Source organism: Bacillus sp. 22475 (assembly GCF_052044835.1).
Lineage (GTDB): Bacteria > Bacillota > Bacilli > Bacillales > Bacillaceae_G > Bacillus_A > Bacillus_A cereus.
Window position 1 is genome coordinate 13547 of sequence record NZ_JBQENW010000032.1, and the last position, 16478, is coordinate 30024.

Genomic DNA, 16478 nt, shown 5'->3' on the forward strand with positions numbered 1-16478 from the left:
TATTGTATTTATGAAACTTTTAAGCTAGTAACAATAGTTGATTATGCATTGCATGATTGTTACCAGTTTTTCCAGCGTCCCTCTGGATCAACACTTGCAAGTCTAACCCATCCATTTTGAGCTTTTTCTCGAAATGTGAAATCATTATTTAGCAAACGTTCTATATATTTAATAGGTGCTTGAATTACAATTAGTAAACGAAGTGGTGAATGATACGTCTCACTATCTGACTGCATAACGGATTGCCAAGGTAAGCCTGGCAACAAATCACTTGCATTTCCCTGCATAACACCAAGACCCGCCGTTACGGTTTGGGTTGTTTTGTTTCCACTACCATAATAATGAGGAGCTACAGTTGAAGCGTAGTATTGTAGATTTATCCACTGAGCTACTGTTCCTGGTCCTGCAATAATGTTAGCTAATATATCGCCACTTTCATCCTGTTTCCAATCATAATTATGGAGGAAAGCCCTACCGTCTAAGTCACAATCCTGAGTTAATTCTCGTTGCCCGATAATAAAAGATGCATTACGAGCTAATCCCCATTCTGGACGTATTTCACTCCAATCTTCTGCAAATCGATGTGCCTCTTTACTCGCATTTTTTATTTTCGTTTTAAAATTTGGTAATTGCGTTAAACGCTCTCTATTTGCATGTTGGCTCACATTTGGCATAATCGACTCGATACAATCAAATGCTTCTTGCGCAGTTTCCGAAAGTTCTGGGACGTAAATCCATTCCAATTCATCCACTGTTGTTTTATGTTCAGCTGCTGCAAAAATGGTGTCCTCAGGAATTTTAATACCTTCAGCAAACAACGCCTCTCTCACTTCTGGAAGATTACATAAAGTAGCGAAAACTCTTGCATTAAACCCTCCCGCTGCTCCGCCACACGCACCACACTCAAGCGCTGCAGCATAAGGATTGTTCGTACTTTGACTACTGTGGCCGCACATGACAACTAAAGGAGCGAAACCTTCTGTTAATCCCACCATTTTTAAAGCTTGACGCACATAGTTCACTTTTTCTTCTTTCGTAAAACCGATAGGTATCTCACCCTTTGTGTCATGAACATGATTAAGCGAGAATGTTGTATCAGGTTTTTGTAACATAGTTTTACGAAGGTTACGAATGAAACCACCAACTCCTCTTGGGACAAAACTTCTTGTCACCATCTGTAGACCAAGTAAAGGACCACTTAACTCAGGTAGCGCCATACTTGTCAGTACGTTCTGTTTCATCGTTTTAAATGTATAACGTACCGAACTGCCTACCCTCTTACGTTGCTCATAAGATTTAAGTTCATTTTCATTTGTGAGCTCTTTTATTTGATGTTTCGGTTTGAGTATAACTGGCAAAGAAGGATGGTTGTTATTGCTACCTAGTTCACTAGTTGCAATTGGTAATCCAAAGAAACCAGCTATCCCAAATGTTTCAAACGGACCTAATTTTTCAAGGTGGCGACGAAACGGTTCTGACCGTACATCAATACAGAATGCTAATTGAGCTAATACACGTTTTTTATCATTAGTTGCACGTTGTTTAGCAACAATCTTTTCCCTTAATTGCTCTGCATGCGTCTGTTCCCAAGCTTCCAGCCAAAGTTTCCTGCGAATATTTTCATCAAAACGATAAGCAAATGCTAAGAATTCACGTTGTTCAGCTGCAGACATTTGTAACCATTCCCGTGTTGAAATATTCCCCCAATAGATCCAAGAAGCTATAAGTGGGACGATCGAAACTTTTTTCTCAACCTTTTGATGTTTTAAAGGTAAATAAGGTTTTGCAATAGCCAGCTCCATAGAAATTCGAACTGCTAAATATTCTATGAGAAGTTCCTGTTCCTGAATTGATTGTTGTGAGCGCCATCGTATCATTCCTGCCCACCCAGGCAAAGAAAGCAAGTGCCCTTCAAGGTAAGATTGTATGTTAGATTCAGAAATTCCTAGTTCAGATAATACTCTCGCTAAAGCTACTTCGGCATCTTGTGGCCAATCTTTTAAAACTTTACGCTCATTTTTACTGAGCGCTGGATCAAATTTAATAAGGTGTTGCCATGCACGATAAAAACCTTTCTCTCGATTTGGCATCGTCCAACTTGATCCGGAGTCATCAAGATATAATTTACACCATTTAATGATATGATAATTAAGAACATCAGATAGGTTTTCACTATTTTGATTCTCTATAAGCGAACTTATTGGCTGCATAACAGAGGCTTTCATACTTGCTGTATTTATATAACTCATTTCTTCTGCCAATTTATTTAATTCTGGCGATGATAATAGACTAGAAGGTAATTTTTCTAACTTTAAAGCTGCTTGGCAAAATCGCTCTGCTTTCTCTCGCGGAATATTAAAAGATTGTGAATCCAGCCAACGAGACAAACTCATTTGTAAAAATGATTCCTCAATCTCACCTTTTGCTTTTGCCGAATGAATCATGGAGGCACTAGGATAAATATCCACATTACGAGCTTCTTTTAACCAATTTGCGACTTGATCAAATGATTGCTTTTCAAGTCCCATCCAAGGGTGGTGAGCTGCAAACGTAGAGATAGGCCAAAGTGGTGCAATAACTCGGCTAGCAGATGCAACTAAATCATTTATATTATTTTCTTGCATATCAATGTTTGTATCTTTCTTTAATATTGACGGTATGCTCATCACGAATTACCTCCCTTTGATACATAATGTTTCAGATAGCTTGGGTGACTTTCTACTGACTTTCGTCTCGCCTCACCTACTCGAACTAACCAAAGATAAAGTACAGCGAATAAAGTAGAAGATTGATGACGAGTAACGAAAGTACTAATAACACTACTAAATAGTAAAATACATATAACAAAGATAACGGCTGGAGCTGAAGGTTGAACACTTTGATAAATATCAGTATGCAACCATTTATAAAGAGAATTATGAACAGTAAAGTAAATGAGAGAAAATCCAATCAAAACAATTAAGCCAGCAATTCGTCCCATTCTTCCCTCTCCAAAAACAACAAGCTGTTTCCATGAAAAGTATAGTGACCATCCTAAGATTAACGCACTAACTAGTTGATACCCCTCTCCAGAAGTCATAAACCAGAAAGTAATTGCTATAAATAATCCTAAAACACGCCCGACTATAATCCATAAATTGGACATCTTTTCATTAGACTGATTCACTACCCCAAAACGTTGCACGGAAGAACCAGCTTGTAAAAATAGTGTAGCTTTAAACAAACCATGTAAAATTAAATGAATAACAGCCGCTAAATAGGCGCCTAATGCACATTGAATAAGCATAAATCCCATTTGTGCAATAGTTGAGCCTACTAGCTGACGTTTATAATCAACTTGGACTAAACTAATTCCTGTACCTATTAAGACAGAAATACTAGAGAAAATTAGTAAAATTATTTGTGCAATATCATCATGAAAAAGAGGTGAAAATCTAGTTAACATGATACCGCCAGCATTTACTAAACCCGCATGCATAATAGCAGAAACAGGAGTTGGAGCAACAGCAGACTCAATTAACCATCTTTGAAAAGGCCATTGTGCTGCTGGAATCATCACAGCTAATATAATTAATAAGTTAATTCCTGTGCTCTCCAATGTTCCATGTAGCGCTACATTTTCATTCGTTAAAACTGATGTTAACTGCCACTGTCCTGTTACTTGAAAAAGCCAAATGATAGCTGATAGTAAGGCAATCCAACTTATTGTAAATAAATAGCCAGAGATTTTAGTTGCTTCACTAACTACTTTCCACCCTTTATTTAGCCCTATAAGTAGAACCAATCCTATAAGCGTTGCTCCCCAACAAATGAGCATTAAGCGAAGATCATCACTTAACCATGCAACCGAAGATACACCTGTAGTAAATGTAAAAAGTGCAAAGTATTTTCGATATGAGTGATCCCCCATTAAGTAACGTACAGAGAAACGCTGAATGATTAAACCAATTGTAAGAACAAAGAAAGCCATTAACCAAGCTAAAGTATCTAGATGCCAAGGCCCCACAACTCTATCTCCATTGTTATTAACAAGTGCGAGTAAAGAAACCAATGAAGGCAAAGCAGCGATACCAATATGGATATGAACAAAACGTAAAGGTACCCTTGCATGTAAAAACAATAATCCACTTAGCCAAGAAGCACTAAGCGCCATAAAAAATAAAGTTAACAGTGTTGATGAACTCAGTGAAATTAACATGTTAAATACTCCCTTCTAAGCGAAAATAACCTATAAAAATTCCTTTTAATTACGATAGTTTTTTAAATTTCAATTTTCATTCACTCTTTTTCGTGCATCGTTTTTTCCCCATAAAAAAAACCGACAACTTCCATAATTCAATGATTTTATATCATCATTGAATTATGGAGATTGTCGGTTTCACTTCAACTAACTTCAATAAAGTTTTTTGAAGAGCTCCCATTTTATAGAGGATAGTAATGTATGTATTACTCCTATTAAAAATAACAGTATATCTCTGATCTCCTAGATTATGCAATCAATATATCAATTTATGTTATGCGCTATCTTTCAATTAAGAAACTTTTTCATTTAGTCAATATTACATATTAAAAAAATGCTAAAGCCTTAATTATAGCAAACAGTTAAAATAAGCATCTATTAATTTTTTAAAACAATTATAAGATAAACTATATTAAGCAGTTTGTCAATTTATTTATCAGTTTTTTTGAGCGTTATTCCAATTAAAATTCAGTATACGTAAATAATTTCAAGTTTTTAATTATTATCATGTTAATAAATTTAAATAAAGCGCAAAACTTTTAGGTTTCTTAATTATCTCCCACTAACCCTACGGTGGTTTTAATTTTTAAAATTTTTCCTCAAGATTATGAAACAATTTAAAAATCATTACTCGTTCACCAGTGCGGGAGCTTATATCCGTATGAAAGCTTTTCACTTTTTCTTCAGTTAATTCTAGTATAATCTCTTTCAAATCTTCAATTCCAGATTCAACTAGCTCCGAACGATTTTTCTTTATCGTTAGCATACCGTCTTTCGTTTCGCAAACCGTATATTCAGCCGGCGTTAAAATACCTTGTAAATTTACGATAATCATATCCCGTAATATATCTATCTTAACGGATATAGACCCGCGTCCTAGGTAGTCCTTTTCCCAGTGAGTAATTGCTTTGCTTATCTCTGATTCAATAGAGCCTTTTGAGTTTTTCATCTTTGTATCCTCCTTCAATAAAATGTAATTACATTTATAATTACAATAACAATATAATAATCTGGATTGATTTTATTTTCAATTATTGAGAAGAATTTATAGGAATCGTTGTCATGTATCCTTTAATATTAAAGTGAATTTTCATATTGTAATATACGTTTTTTACTATCCCAAACAAAATACTCTTACTATAAAGACTCTGTTGCATACATTTCTAAAAAGGACATTCCGAAGAAAATAAAGAAACTCTTGTAACGTAATATACAAACAAAAAATCCTACACTTATGAATAGGATTTTTCTCTTTTTATATTAGTCAAAAAACTAAAAGTATACCTGCCCTCCAAACATATTACCGATTGGGTTTATGCATATTTCCTTCGAATTTTGCCAACCACCAATAACAGTAAAGGAATCCCTAGCTCATAAACGGGAAATGCAATTGGAATTACGAAAAATATGTAGTAATAATGGGTAAACGTTTGGATATTTTTAACTGACACAGCTATGATGAACGAAATAGGAGCAAGAACTAACGCTACTTTTCGCCAATCCTTCAAATGAAATATTTGCGCTGTTCCATAACAAGCGATAAACATGTATAACGCCAATTTCACAAAAATACTAAAAAACCAAATAATAACTATCAAAATATCCACATTTTGAATGAACTCCATGACAGATATGTATCGGCTCAAATCGTAAACCGGATACAAAAAACTTGAAGACAAATTCGGACCGAATGTTAAAATGACCGCTAATGTTCCGATCGTTACCATGAAAACGGCTAATCCTACCCCCAACATCGCCCTTGATGACGCTTGCTCTGGTTTATCCATAAAGAAAACGAACATCATCATCATAACAGCCTCTCCAAAAAATGCGGCTACAGGAGTATAGGAACCTTTAAGGATGGGAAGCCAGCCAGAATCGTGATAAATAGGCCGCATATAATCCCAATTCATATTGCCAACATTCAAAATGATTACAAACGTTATCATTAAAAGTACAATTGGCCCTATGATTTCACTTAAACGTCCAATACCTTCCACCCCTCCTTGGTAAATGATAAAAATGAGCAATAACATCGCAGTAAAGACAATGACCCACAAAGGTGTATTATGAAACAAAGCGATAATAATGAACTCACCAAATTCACGGACGGTTATCCAAATTATCATGTACCACCCAAAGAAGTAAGGAATCATCAGTAGCTTTCCTAGCCATTTACCAAGAATAGTTTGACTAAATTCAATGAGAGTTTGTTTCGGATAAAGCGAACCAAGTGTAGTTGCCAAAAAAGTAAGAGCAACCCCTATCACTCCTGCAATCAAAATCGAGATCCACGCATCTTGTTTGACAGTACGAATCGTCGCTGGAATAACTAGAAGGAGTGATTGTCCCACTTCAAATGTGAACATCATCCAAAAGATTTGCCTGCCAGAGATTTTCATCGAATTTCTCACACTCTATATTCCTCCTTATTTTTTCATTTCATTTTTCTTCAACTGCAACGGTGGTCCAGTCAGTCCTACTCGCCGAATAGTGAGCTGTGTATGAACAGAAACCTCCACTTTTCGAAATTGTTTACTCCAATTCTTTTTTAACCCTTTCCATTCGGATGGATATTTTTGATGAATGGCTTCTCCAAATCCAAAGATATCGGTTCCGTATTGTTTTTGAACCTTTTTAATAGTTTGGAGAGCTTCCTTTTCGGACTGTTTTTCCAATACATGTTCTAAAAGAGTAAGATTTTTTGGCTGCGAAAGATCTAAATTCGTATTGTTCTCCTGAATTGTTCCTTCACCAGAAAAAACAATGTCACACTTAATTGTGTCCCCTTGTATAGTAGGTATGATTTTTCTATTGATCTTTGTCATATATAAACTTGCACTACCATTTCCTTTAGAGGCCGTTGCTGTAACTGTCTGTTTACTTAAACGATTCACTATCCAAAGAGTAGTTAACCATTCCTGCATGTTCAAGTATCCTACCAATTTGAAATCGTTGTTAAATATAGCACCGCCTACAATTTGAAACCCTTTGACCACGGTTTTACCTTTTTTATGAGACACATTTAGTTTAATAACGGGCAAAATCGGGGTGATTCCATCACTCGTACCAGCAATAAGAAAATTTAATAAAGACATATCTCCCGCTGCCTCTATTTGCATATGCTCTTTAAGTGCCCCAAGTGCCGGGATAGACTCTAAAGGGATGGATGCTTTCAGAAAATCTTTTGCAGTATTCCCTTTTATGACAAACACACCTGCTCGTAATCGAATATCAGGATCGCGGCTATATGCATCTAAAACTGGAGCAAGACCACTTTTAGCCATTTTTTCTCCAATCAATATTACACGCTGGTGCCCTCGAAAAATTTCTCTCGACATTTTTGTTTGCATCATTTGTATAGCTTCATGTGTATCCCTTCCCGTTCCCGATTCTGTAAAAAACGCTTTTCCTGCATTACTTCTTCCGCTCTGTCCCATTCCCATTTTTGATGGAATAATAAACTGAGCACTAATTTCAATCTTATTATTCTTCGCTTGATCAAGTCCCCATCCTAATTCTATTGCCAAATCATTTAATTCTGTCCGATCCCAACATCCCGTCAAGAAGCATAAAGAAATGACCAGTATCATACAGAGTGCCTTGTGCAGGCTCATTCTGTTTCCCCTCCCCGTTTCTCATCTGGCTTTTGTCCACCTGGAAAACGGACTTTCTCTTCACCAGATACCATTATTGGGCGGTGGGTCATATTCCAACGAGGTGTTCGGAGAAAAACATCCTTTAAATCACGAGGAGTTTGTGGTGCAACTGGACTTAAATAGGGAATGCCAAAAGAACGAATGTTAGTTAAATGAATCAAAATCGCAAGGGTACTTATTGCAACACCGTATAGCCCGAGCATCCCTGCCAATAACAGCATCGGAAAGCGTAACATCCGGTAAGCTGTTCCTAAGTTGTAGCGCGGGAACGCAAATGACGCAATACCAGTCGTCGCCACAACAATGACCAAAGGTGCGGAAATAATACCTGCTTGCACAGCAGCTTGCCCGATAACAAGTGCTCCGACAATACTAACTGCTGATCCAACAGGTTTTGGTAACCGAACCCCCGCTTCCCTCAAGCCTTCAAATAAAAACTCCATCATTAGCGCTTCTATGACAGCCGGGAACGGAATGCCTTCTCGCGCAGCTGCAATACTAATAAGCAAATTTGTCGGAATTAATTTAGGATGAAAGGTTGTAATAGCAACATAGAGAGAAGGAAGAAATAATGAAATATTAATTAATATTAAACGTATCCATCGAACAAAAGTTGTGTAGATGGAGCGTTCATAATAATCCTCCGCTGCTTGTAGACCAGTCCAAAATGTCATAGGAACAATCAAAACGAAAGGTGTGTTATCTACTAAAATGGCGACTTTTCCCTCTAATAAACTTGCACAAACCGCATCTGGCCGCTCAGTATTTTGAATTTGTGGAAAGGGCGAAAAGGGTTGGTCCTCAATAAACTCTTCAATGAAAGCTGACTCCAATACTCCATCAATTTGAATTCGCTTTACCCTTTGGCGAACTTCATCCAAAACCGAATCAGGTGCAATTCCCTCAATATAGGCAATTACCACATCTGTCTGTGACAATTCCCCAATCGAATAAGGTTCCATTTTTAGTTTTTGGCTTCGAATTCTTCGGCGAATCAGGCTCGTATTGACCCTTATCGTTTCCGTAAACCCGTCCCGAGGGCCACGAACAGAGATCTCGGCAGCCGGCTCTTCAATACCTCGTTTTTCAAAACCTTTTAAATCAGCGACTAGAGCTTGACTCTCTCCTTCTGTTAAAATGACGATATTCGCTTTCAATACTGCTTCTATAACCTCACGAACTTTAGAGATTGTCTTTACTTGAGAAACCGCAATTAGCTGATTTTGTATAATTTCTCCTACCGAATCCACACTCTTTACTCCACTAGGCAGACCTTCAAACATCATTGGTTTCAAAACAACTTGTTCCACAACTTTAGTGTCAATTAATCCATCTATATAAATAAAGAGAATTTCATTTTGACTATCTATGATTATTGGACGAAAAACAATATCGGAACAATTTTCAAAAACTTGTCTCAAAACTTCTTCATTCGCAGATACACTCTGCTTGAGTTCGCACTCTTGATCATTTTGGAGCAGCATACTTGCACTCTCAAGTTCCTGAATATCTTTTCTCAAACGCTTTCTACTAAGTTTTTTCATCATACTACCCCATTTATCGAGTGGTTATGTTTTGAACCCAATTGTTAATAATATCTTGACAGAATAGCTTTAAAAAACAGTTCCACTAAATGTTTTTTGTAAGTAATCATTTATCTAGAAAACAACAGGAAAATATCCCCTCTATATCCTTCTTAAAATCTCCTTACACATGAAAATTATTCAATTTTTTCTATAAGTTAGTTATTCTAAAATGAGTTATCCATAAAGTAACTTGTAAATGATGCTTTGTTAAATTGGTAGTAATAAGCTTATAGAAACGAGCAAAAAAAGCATGTCCTGAAGAAAGATAAATCAGAACATGCTCTTAATTTATTTATTTATTTGATACTATAGACGTTGATCTTTCTGGAAGTTTAGTTGAAAATGATCCGCTTCATTGTATACCCCGAATTCATATCCTTTTTCCTTATAAAATTTAATAATTTCCGGAAGCGCTTGTAATGTCTGTGGTTTTTCATGCATTAGAACTACTTCCACATCTTCTGTTGTTGTACGCTTTACATTTTCTATAATTTGCTGTGGGTTACCTTTTAATTTCCAATCATTTGAATCTATCGTCCAATCCCAAACTTTTATTCCTGCTTCTACAATTTTGTTACGAATGTCCTGCCCCTTTAATCCTGGTGCAGATCCGTATGGGGGACGGACTAGTTTAGGAGTTGTACCTGTAATATTATGAATAAGAGCTAACGTTTCTTTCATCTCCGTTACAAATTGTCCTTTTTTGTATAGCTTATCACTATTATGTGTCATACTATGTGCACCAATATAATGTCCTTCTTTTACTGCTCGTTTTACATTTTCCTGAAAACCAGTATTCTGTAAATTGCTACCTTGCATAAAAAATGTCGAAGCAACATGTTGCTCTTTTAGTACATCTAAAAATTTGCCAGTTAATTCGCTAGGACCGTCATCAAATGTTAAATAAACAACCTTTCCTACTGGTTTTCCATCAGCTCTTTTCTGTTTTGCCAGCGATGTGTCCTCTTTCTTTCCTTGTTGTTGCGTATTAGCTAGCTTAATACTTTCATTAGCTACCCCTTTCGCTGGGATAGAGTTCCATTTCCCTATTAAAAAGAACGTGAAAAAGGTCGTTGCTAAAACAATTCCTAGAGATAGTATTGCCTTAGTTACTACACTTGTTTTTTTCTTATTTTGTGATTCTTTCATTATGTTTCGATCCTTTCCCTACTCATTTTCATATTCATTATTTATGCAGCTAAACATTAACTTCAGCTGATATTTACAATAAATAGATTAATAGAGGAAGGTGAAGATAAAATGCAGATAATGTCGAAATTAGTTAAAGAATAGCCTATTACATCCACTCTTTAAAAAATATTTGTTTCTCTACTACAGTTAAATTTGAAAACTGCATATACATCCAAAATAAAAAATACTACTCTTTCTAAATAACATTTTCAAATCAAGATAATAGCATACCGGTATAAAGATAAAATACAGAGATGGCCGTACTATTGAAATTCTATTATAATTTTGTAATTGGAATTCATTTGAACCAAATGAAGAACTAGAAGAAATATTATTATGTGGAGGTACTCCGATGAACCTTGTAATTAGAGAGTTAGAAACAAATGATTTAGATAATCTCCCGGAGATTGATGACAGTTTTATAGTGAATGCTCGGTTAATTCTTTCTCTTTCCAAAGGAAATAGACGCATAGAATATACAGTAGAAGACGTTCCAAGTTATGAAAAAAGTTATTTACAAAATCAAGATGATAATGAAGAACTGGCTTACAATGAATATATAAATAAACCTAATCAAGTCATTTACATAGCTCTGTTACATAACCAAATCATTGGATTAATGGTATTGAAAAAGAATTGGAACCACTATGCTTACATAGAGGATATAACGGTAGATAAAAAATATCGTACAATCGGAGTTGGCAAAAAATTAGTTGATCAAGCAAAGCAGTGGGCAAAAAAAGGAAATATGCCAGGTATCATGCTTGAAACGCAAAATAATAATGTCGCAGCATGTAAATTTTATGAAAAATGTGGATTTGTAATTGGTGGGTTTGATTTTCTTGTTTATAAAGGTTTGGATAAGACAAGTGATGAAGTTGCAATTTATTGGTATATACATTTCAAATGATAATAGTTTATAACGTAAAAAACTCAAAATAAAACCCCAATTTCTCTATATTAAAATCGAGAAATTGGGGTTAAGTTATTTAAAACAAATAACTAATTAATAATCCTGCTGACAACAAGAAGCCGAAAATCGTATTTGTCATCGCTGTTGATTTCATTGCGATGCGCATATATCCAGGATCCTTTGCCCCTTTTTGGAAACTTTGAATCGCAGAAATTGGCTTTCTCAAACCTAAGAACATAACTAATGCCCAAGGGCTTATATAACCCATTAATACAATTACGGCAATCCATAAATACGCAATGAAAAAGGCTACCGCTAGTGTTACCACAGCTTTTTCTCTCCCAAGGAGGATTACTAATGTCTTTCTTCCACCTTTAATATCTTCTTCGATATCTCGGATGTTATTTGACATATTGATTGCACCTACTAAAATTCCAATTGGAATGGAAATCAATACACTTTCAATCGTTACAGTATTCGTTTGAATAAAGAAAGCAATGAGTACAAAACATGTCCCCATTAACAACCCAGAAACTAATTCTCCAAACGGGGTGTACGCAATTGGTAATGGACCGCCTGTATATAAATAGCCAACTGCCATCCCAATTAAACCAATAACCACTAACCACCAACTACTATTCATACAAATATAAATGCCAATAAAAGCTGCTACGACATATAATAAAAGCGCAACTGTTAACACATTTTTTGGCTTCAATCCATGACGGACAATTCCGCCACCGATGCCAACAGATTCAGCAGTGTCTAATCCACGTTTGAAATCATAGTACTCATTAAATAAGTTCGTTGCTATTTGCAGCGCTAAACATGCAAGCATCATCGCAATAAATAAAAGCCAATCAATTTTGGCAACATAAAGTGATGCCACTGTCCCTAAAATTACAGGAGAAAACGTCGCCGTTAATGTATGCGGGCGCGTCATCTTCCATATTAATTTAGCGGAACTAATTTCCTTTTCATTCCCCATAACTCTGTTCAATCTCCCTACATTTGAAGTATAAATTACTAGCAGTATCTTTCTATCTATTTCCTGCCACGCATCCATTCATTATAGCAATAAATGATTATCCTTTCTAACAAATCAACTTTTAATAAAGTAAAATTTATAAAATGAAACTTTACCATCTTCACATAATATTCTGTATTACTCCTAAGAGTGGTTTTAAAGCGATGCGATAAGTAAATGAAATACATAATAAAAAAGAGCCAATCTCCAACACAATAGAAGATTGGCTCTTACCTTTATTTATTCCCCTGTTTCAGAAAATCGCTTTATACGTTCACCGATTTCATTACGAACACGTTGAAATTCAGACCACTCTTTTCCTGCTGGATCATCAAATTCCCAGTGAACACGATTCACATGCGGCGGAGTAGATGGACAGACAGCATCTGCATGACTACAAAGTGTAACGACTAAATCAGCACTATTTAAAATGTTTGCATCAATTATATCTGATGTTTGATTTGTTATGTCGATATTTACTTCGTTCATTGCTTTAATAGCATTTGGATTTACTCCGTGTGCCTCGATTCCTGCAGAATATATATTCCACTTATCTCCTAAATATTGTTTACCCCACGCTTCTGCCATTTGGCTTCGGCATGAATTTCCTGTACATAAGAAATAGATTGTTTTTTTGTTTTCCATGTTGTTTTCCGCCTTTGTTTTTAAATTATATTAGTTGATCTTTAAAATATTTACGCTTAAACCAAAAAGCGACGTTTACAAGTGCAATCATTACAGGTACTTCAACTAAAGGACCGATAACAGCAGCGAATGCTGCGCCCGAATGAATACCAAACACACCAACTGCTACAGCAATTGCTAACTCAAAGTTATTACTACCTGCTGTAAATGCTAATGTTGTCGTCACCGGATAGTTTGCACCAATTTTTCTTCCCATAAAGAAAGAAACAAAAAACATTACAATAAAATAGATTAATAACGGAATCGCTATTCTTACCACATCTAGTGGCACGCTAACAATCATCTCTCCTTTTAAAGAGAACATAACGATGATCGTAAATAGCAATGCAAGTAATGTAAGTGGACTAATTTTAGGTATAAACACCTTTTTATACCACTGTCTTCCTTTTAACTTAACTAGTACAAAGCGTGTCAACATACCTGCTATAAAAGGAATTCCCAAATAGATAAATACTGATTTTGCTACTTCTATCATTGTAATATCGACAATAGCACCTTCAATCCCTAACCATTCTGGAATTACAGTTACAAATACGTATGCATAAACTGAGAAAAAGAGCATTTGGAATACCGAATTAAAAGCAACTAAACCTGCCGCATACTCTTTATCCCCATCAGCAAGATCGTTCCAAACAATTACCATTGCAATACAACGTGCTAACCCAATCATAATGAGACCAACCATGTATTCTGGTTTATCAGGAAGAAAAATAATTGCTAACACAAACATAAGTACCGGACCAATAATCCAATTTTGTACTAAAGATAGCACTAACACTTTTACATCTTTAAATACTCGGCCCATTTCCTCATAGCGAACTTTCGCTAACGGTGGATACATCATTATAATTAATCCAACAGCAAGCGGAATAGACGTCGTTCCAACCTGTAATGTATTCAGTCCGTCTACTACACTAGGGAACACAAACCCTAAACCAATCCCAACAGCCATCGCTAGAAAGATCCATAGTGTTAAATATCGGTCTAGAAAAGATAAACGTTTCATTTTATTTTCCATCTCCTATTAACAGCAAGAATTTTTAACTATCTCATTTGAAGTCGTGCAACAAGATGGATCTTCTATTTTATGAACATCACTATGTGCTTTTGTATAAAAGAACTCCCACTCATTACCATCGGGATCCGTTACCCAAAACTTATCTTGTACTGCATAGCAACAAGTCGTATCCATCTCATCACGCGCAAAGAAACCTTCTTTTTCTAATCGTTCTTTATGTAATGTAATTTCTTCAGCTGTATCCACTTGGAAACCGAAATGATTTACTTGATTTCCATTCACCTCATCTCGTACGTTCAGCGTAAAATTAAGTCCTGGCGTCTCTAATAAAAATTTTGCATAATCCGTTTTCACTTTAACTGGTGAAACACCAAATACCTTTTCGTAAAATTCAATAGACTTCTCTAAATTCGTAACGTTTATACCGACGTGAACATATCTCATACCTTATTCCTCCTCTTTATATATCATTAATCAAGTTTTTTTGATTAATAAATTAAAATTTTAACAGCAGCTACCTTTTCCTGTTTTTCTAAAGATACAGCACAATTCTTCTGATAATAAATTATTCACTTCCGCATCATTTAAATCATAATAACTCCACGTACCTTTTGTTTCTTTTACAATTAAACCTGCGTCTAATAAAATCTTTAAATGATAGGACAACTTAGATTGTGTCATTTCAAAAACTTCTGTTAAATCACATACACATGTTTGGCCTCGCTGACAAAGTTCATACATGATTTCTAAACGTTTCTGATCCGCCAACGCTTTAAACTTTTTCTCATAGAGCTGAAAATCTTGTACCACTGTAGTTCACTTCCCTTCATCAACTTTTTTTGATATTTATAGTATATACGTTGGTGAGTTCTTTATGCAAACAATTAATCAAGTTTTTTTGATTAATCTAAAAACCTTCCTCGCATCATAACTTTGCTACAACTAAAAAGGACCATCGCCTTTTCAAAAATGAAAAACTACGGTTCTTTTACAACTTAATAGTTGCAATATTTCCGAGTAATGGAGTCTCTGTAACTATTTAAATTTTAATTTGATCATTATAGAGTAGTGCCCCATCACCACCAATCTAAGAAAAACAAATACCCCCAAATGAGAAAAATCGATATAACTCTTCCGCAAATAAAGATAACTCTTGTTTTTGGTACATATTCATAAAAAGCACGTCACCCTTTCTCATTAACATAAGAGAATAGTAACGTGCTTTTAATTTCAAAAATAGTCTAAGATGGTTGTGGGGCGGGACCCCCATAAGAACCTTATCTAAGATTGTATGAGAGGTGTTAGTTCCATTCCAATGGCCTCAGCCGGCGATTAACTCAAATACCGATTTCGGATGACCCCCATGTGATGAAGTTCGTGTCCTGCGACGCCGTACGCGAGGGCGCGCGCCGTAATGCTTAGGTTGTTGGCTGTGCCCTTACGATTCCATGCCTCAGCCGGTAGCCCGCGCAGTAATGTAACCGTTGATTGCCGTACGGCCCGGTAGTCTTCGGCCAATTGCGCGGTTGTCCAGCTTCCGAAAGGAGGTATGAATAATTCCTGATTGAAACCGGTCAGAGGCGTCTGGTCCCCTCTTGCGAACCGGAGCAGGCGGTAGGTCATGACGCGTTCCGCGTCTGTAATGTGGCCCACGACTTCTTTCAGCGTCCATTTTCCTTCCGCATACCGATATGCGGCCTGGCTTTCGGTCAACGATGCCAGGAGCTCGGTCATTCGCTTTTCCTGGGCGAGCAGAATGTCGATGATGTTACCGTCCGGCACCAAACGGATATATTCGCCGGAGCTCCCGGCATATTCTACTTCTGACGGTCTTTGATTCATGCGTAGTCACCTCTTTATGTAGATATAGAAAATTATAGCACTCGTCTATGTCTAATAAATTCGCGAAATGATAGAACTTCCCTTCTAAATAAATGAGGATAAGCAACTATTTAGTCGGTCGCCACACTATCCTGATTCGTTAGCACAATAAACAATGCTAATCAATAATGCATAAAAATTATCTGTTATACAATATTTCGAAGTTATTAATATATATTGAGTTATTCCGAAACATACATAAATACATTTTGTCGAAACTATTAAAAAAGAAGAATTTCTCTAACTGAAGAATTAATA

The 16478-nt window shown here is 36.0% G+C and carries 14 protein-coding genes; 1 reads left to right on the forward strand and 13 read right to left on the reverse strand.

Features of this window, described 5'->3' with window-relative positions:
- Window positions 1-59: 59 nt before the first annotated feature.
- The 7 genes from ACTJJY_RS27715 to ACTJJY_RS27745 form a co-directional block, all read right to left on the reverse strand.
- Window positions 60-2666 (reverse strand): DUF2309 domain-containing protein, encoded by a 2607-nt coding sequence (locus ACTJJY_RS27715; RefSeq protein ID WP_098128230.1) that lies wholly within the window; start codon window positions 2664-2666, stop codon window positions 60-62.
- A complete protein-coding gene (locus ACTJJY_RS27720) occupies window positions 2666-4198 on the reverse strand; it encodes an NADH dehydrogenase subunit 5 (protein ID WP_095690593.1) in 1533 nt (510 codons plus the stop codon). Before ACTJJY_RS27720 ends, ACTJJY_RS27715 begins: the two co-directional genes overlap by 1 nt.
- Window positions 4199-4826: 628 nt before the next feature.
- Entirely contained in the window at window positions 4827-5189 is a 363-nt protein-coding gene (locus ACTJJY_RS27725) for a DUF2294 domain-containing protein (protein ID WP_440607088.1), read from the reverse strand.
- 364 nt (window positions 5190-5553) lie between these two features.
- Window positions 5554-6642, reverse strand: a complete 1089-nt coding sequence (locus ACTJJY_RS27730; protein WP_000703146.1) for a GerAB/ArcD/ProY family transporter — start codon at window positions 6640-6642, stop codon at window positions 5554-5556.
- A gap of 27 nt (window positions 6643-6669) precedes the next feature.
- Window positions 6670-7857, reverse strand: a complete 1188-nt coding sequence (locus tag ACTJJY_RS27735; protein ID WP_071740790.1) for a Ger(x)C family spore germination protein — start codon at window positions 7855-7857, stop codon at window positions 6670-6672.
- Window positions 7854-9446, reverse strand: a complete 1593-nt coding sequence (locus ACTJJY_RS27740) for a spore germination protein (RefSeq protein WP_095690591.1) — start codon at window positions 9444-9446, stop codon at window positions 7854-7856. The genes ACTJJY_RS27735 and ACTJJY_RS27740 overlap by 4 nt, the downstream gene beginning before the upstream one ends.
- A gap of 345 nt (window positions 9447-9791) precedes the next feature.
- A complete protein-coding gene (locus ACTJJY_RS27745; RefSeq protein ID WP_071731960.1) occupies window positions 9792-10634 on the reverse strand; it encodes a polysaccharide deacetylase family protein in 843 nt (280 codons plus the stop codon).
- Between the two features lie 394 nt (window positions 10635-11028).
- Between ACTJJY_RS27745 and satA the strand changes: the two genes are divergently transcribed.
- Window positions 11029-11586 (forward strand): streptothricin N-acetyltransferase SatA, encoded by a 558-nt coding sequence (gene satA, locus ACTJJY_RS27750; protein WP_001054996.1) that lies wholly within the window; start codon window positions 11029-11031, stop codon window positions 11584-11586.
- 79 nt (window positions 11587-11665) lie between these two features.
- Here satA and menA read toward each other — a convergent pair whose 3' ends face one another.
- The 6 genes from menA to ACTJJY_RS27780 form a co-directional block, all read right to left on the reverse strand.
- Window positions 11666-12577 (reverse strand): 1,4-dihydroxy-2-naphthoate polyprenyltransferase, encoded by a 912-nt coding sequence (gene menA, locus ACTJJY_RS27755; protein ID WP_000526090.1) that lies wholly within the window; start codon window positions 12575-12577, stop codon window positions 11666-11668.
- Window positions 12578-12856: 279 nt separating this feature from the next.
- Window positions 12857-13261 carry an arsenate reductase (thioredoxin) gene (gene arsC / locus ACTJJY_RS27760; RefSeq protein ID WP_440607089.1) on the reverse strand — a complete coding sequence of 135 codons (405 nt, stop codon included), beginning with the start codon at window positions 13259-13261 and terminating at the stop codon, window positions 12857-12859.
- Between the two features lie 25 nt (window positions 13262-13286).
- Entirely contained in the window at window positions 13287-14327 is a 1041-nt protein-coding gene (gene arsB, locus ACTJJY_RS27765) for an ACR3 family arsenite efflux transporter (RefSeq protein ID WP_440607090.1), read from the reverse strand.
- 18 nt (window positions 14328-14345) lie between these two features.
- Window positions 14346-14783: an ArsI/CadI family heavy metal resistance metalloenzyme gene (locus tag ACTJJY_RS27770; protein WP_098128207.1), complete on the reverse strand. Its 438-nt coding sequence runs from the start codon at window positions 14781-14783 to the stop codon at window positions 14346-14348.
- Window positions 14784-14843: 60 nt separating this feature from the next.
- Window positions 14844-15149, reverse strand: coding sequence for an arsenical resistance operon transcriptional regulator ArsR (arsR, locus tag ACTJJY_RS27775; protein ID WP_002182884.1), 306 nt, complete (start codon window positions 15147-15149; stop codon window positions 14844-14846).
- Between the two features lie 522 nt (window positions 15150-15671).
- A complete protein-coding gene (locus tag ACTJJY_RS27780; RefSeq protein WP_098128209.1) occupies window positions 15672-16181 on the reverse strand; it encodes a DinB family protein in 510 nt (169 codons plus the stop codon).
- Between the last annotated feature and the right edge of the window lie 297 nt (window positions 16182-16478).

What these genes read in the sequence shown, in the direction of transcription:
- ACTJJY_RS27715 (WP_098128230.1), bottom strand. Translation starts at nt 2,666, where the DNA reads ATGAGCATACCGTCAATATTAAAGAAAGATACAAACATTGATATGCAA.
- ACTJJY_RS27720 (WP_095690593.1), bottom strand. Translation starts at nt 4,198, where the DNA reads ATGTTAATTTCACTGAGTTCATCAACACTGTTAACTTTATTTTTTATG.
- ACTJJY_RS27725 (WP_440607088.1), bottom strand. Translation starts at nt 5,189, where the DNA reads ATGAAAAACTCAAAAGGCTCTATTGAATCAGAGATAAGCAAAGCAATT.
- ACTJJY_RS27730 (WP_000703146.1), bottom strand. Translation starts at nt 6,642, where the DNA reads ATGAAAATCTCTGGCAGGCAAATCTTTTGGATGATGTTCACATTTGAA.
- ACTJJY_RS27735 (WP_071740790.1), bottom strand. Translation starts at nt 7,857, where the DNA reads ATGAGCCTGCACAAGGCACTCTGTATGATACTGGTCATTTCTTTATGC.
- ACTJJY_RS27740 (WP_095690591.1), bottom strand. Translation starts at nt 9,446, where the DNA reads ATGATGAAAAAACTTAGTAGAAAGCGTTTGAGAAAAGATATTCAGGAA.
- ACTJJY_RS27745 (WP_071731960.1), bottom strand. Translation starts at nt 10,634, where the DNA reads ATGAAAGAATCACAAAATAAGAAAAAAACAAGTGTAGTAACTAAGGCA.
- satA (WP_001054996.1), top strand. Translation starts at nt 11,029, where the DNA reads ATGAACCTTGTAATTAGAGAGTTAGAAACAAATGATTTAGATAATCTC.
- menA (WP_000526090.1), bottom strand. Translation starts at nt 12,577, where the DNA reads ATGGGGAATGAAAAGGAAATTAGTTCCGCTAAATTAATATGGAAGATG.
- arsC (WP_440607089.1), bottom strand. Translation starts at nt 13,261, where the DNA reads ATGGAAAACAAAAAAACAATCTATTTCTTATGTACAGGAAATTCATGC.
- arsB (WP_440607090.1), bottom strand. Translation starts at nt 14,327, where the DNA reads ATGAAACGTTTATCTTTTCTAGACCGATATTTAACACTATGGATCTTT.
- ACTJJY_RS27770 (WP_098128207.1), bottom strand. Translation starts at nt 14,783, where the DNA reads ATGAGATATGTTCACGTCGGTATAAACGTTACGAATTTAGAGAAGTCT.
- ACTJJY_RS27780 (WP_098128209.1), bottom strand. Translation starts at nt 16,181, where the DNA reads ATGAATCAAAGACCGTCAGAAGTAGAATATGCCGGGAGCTCCGGCGAA.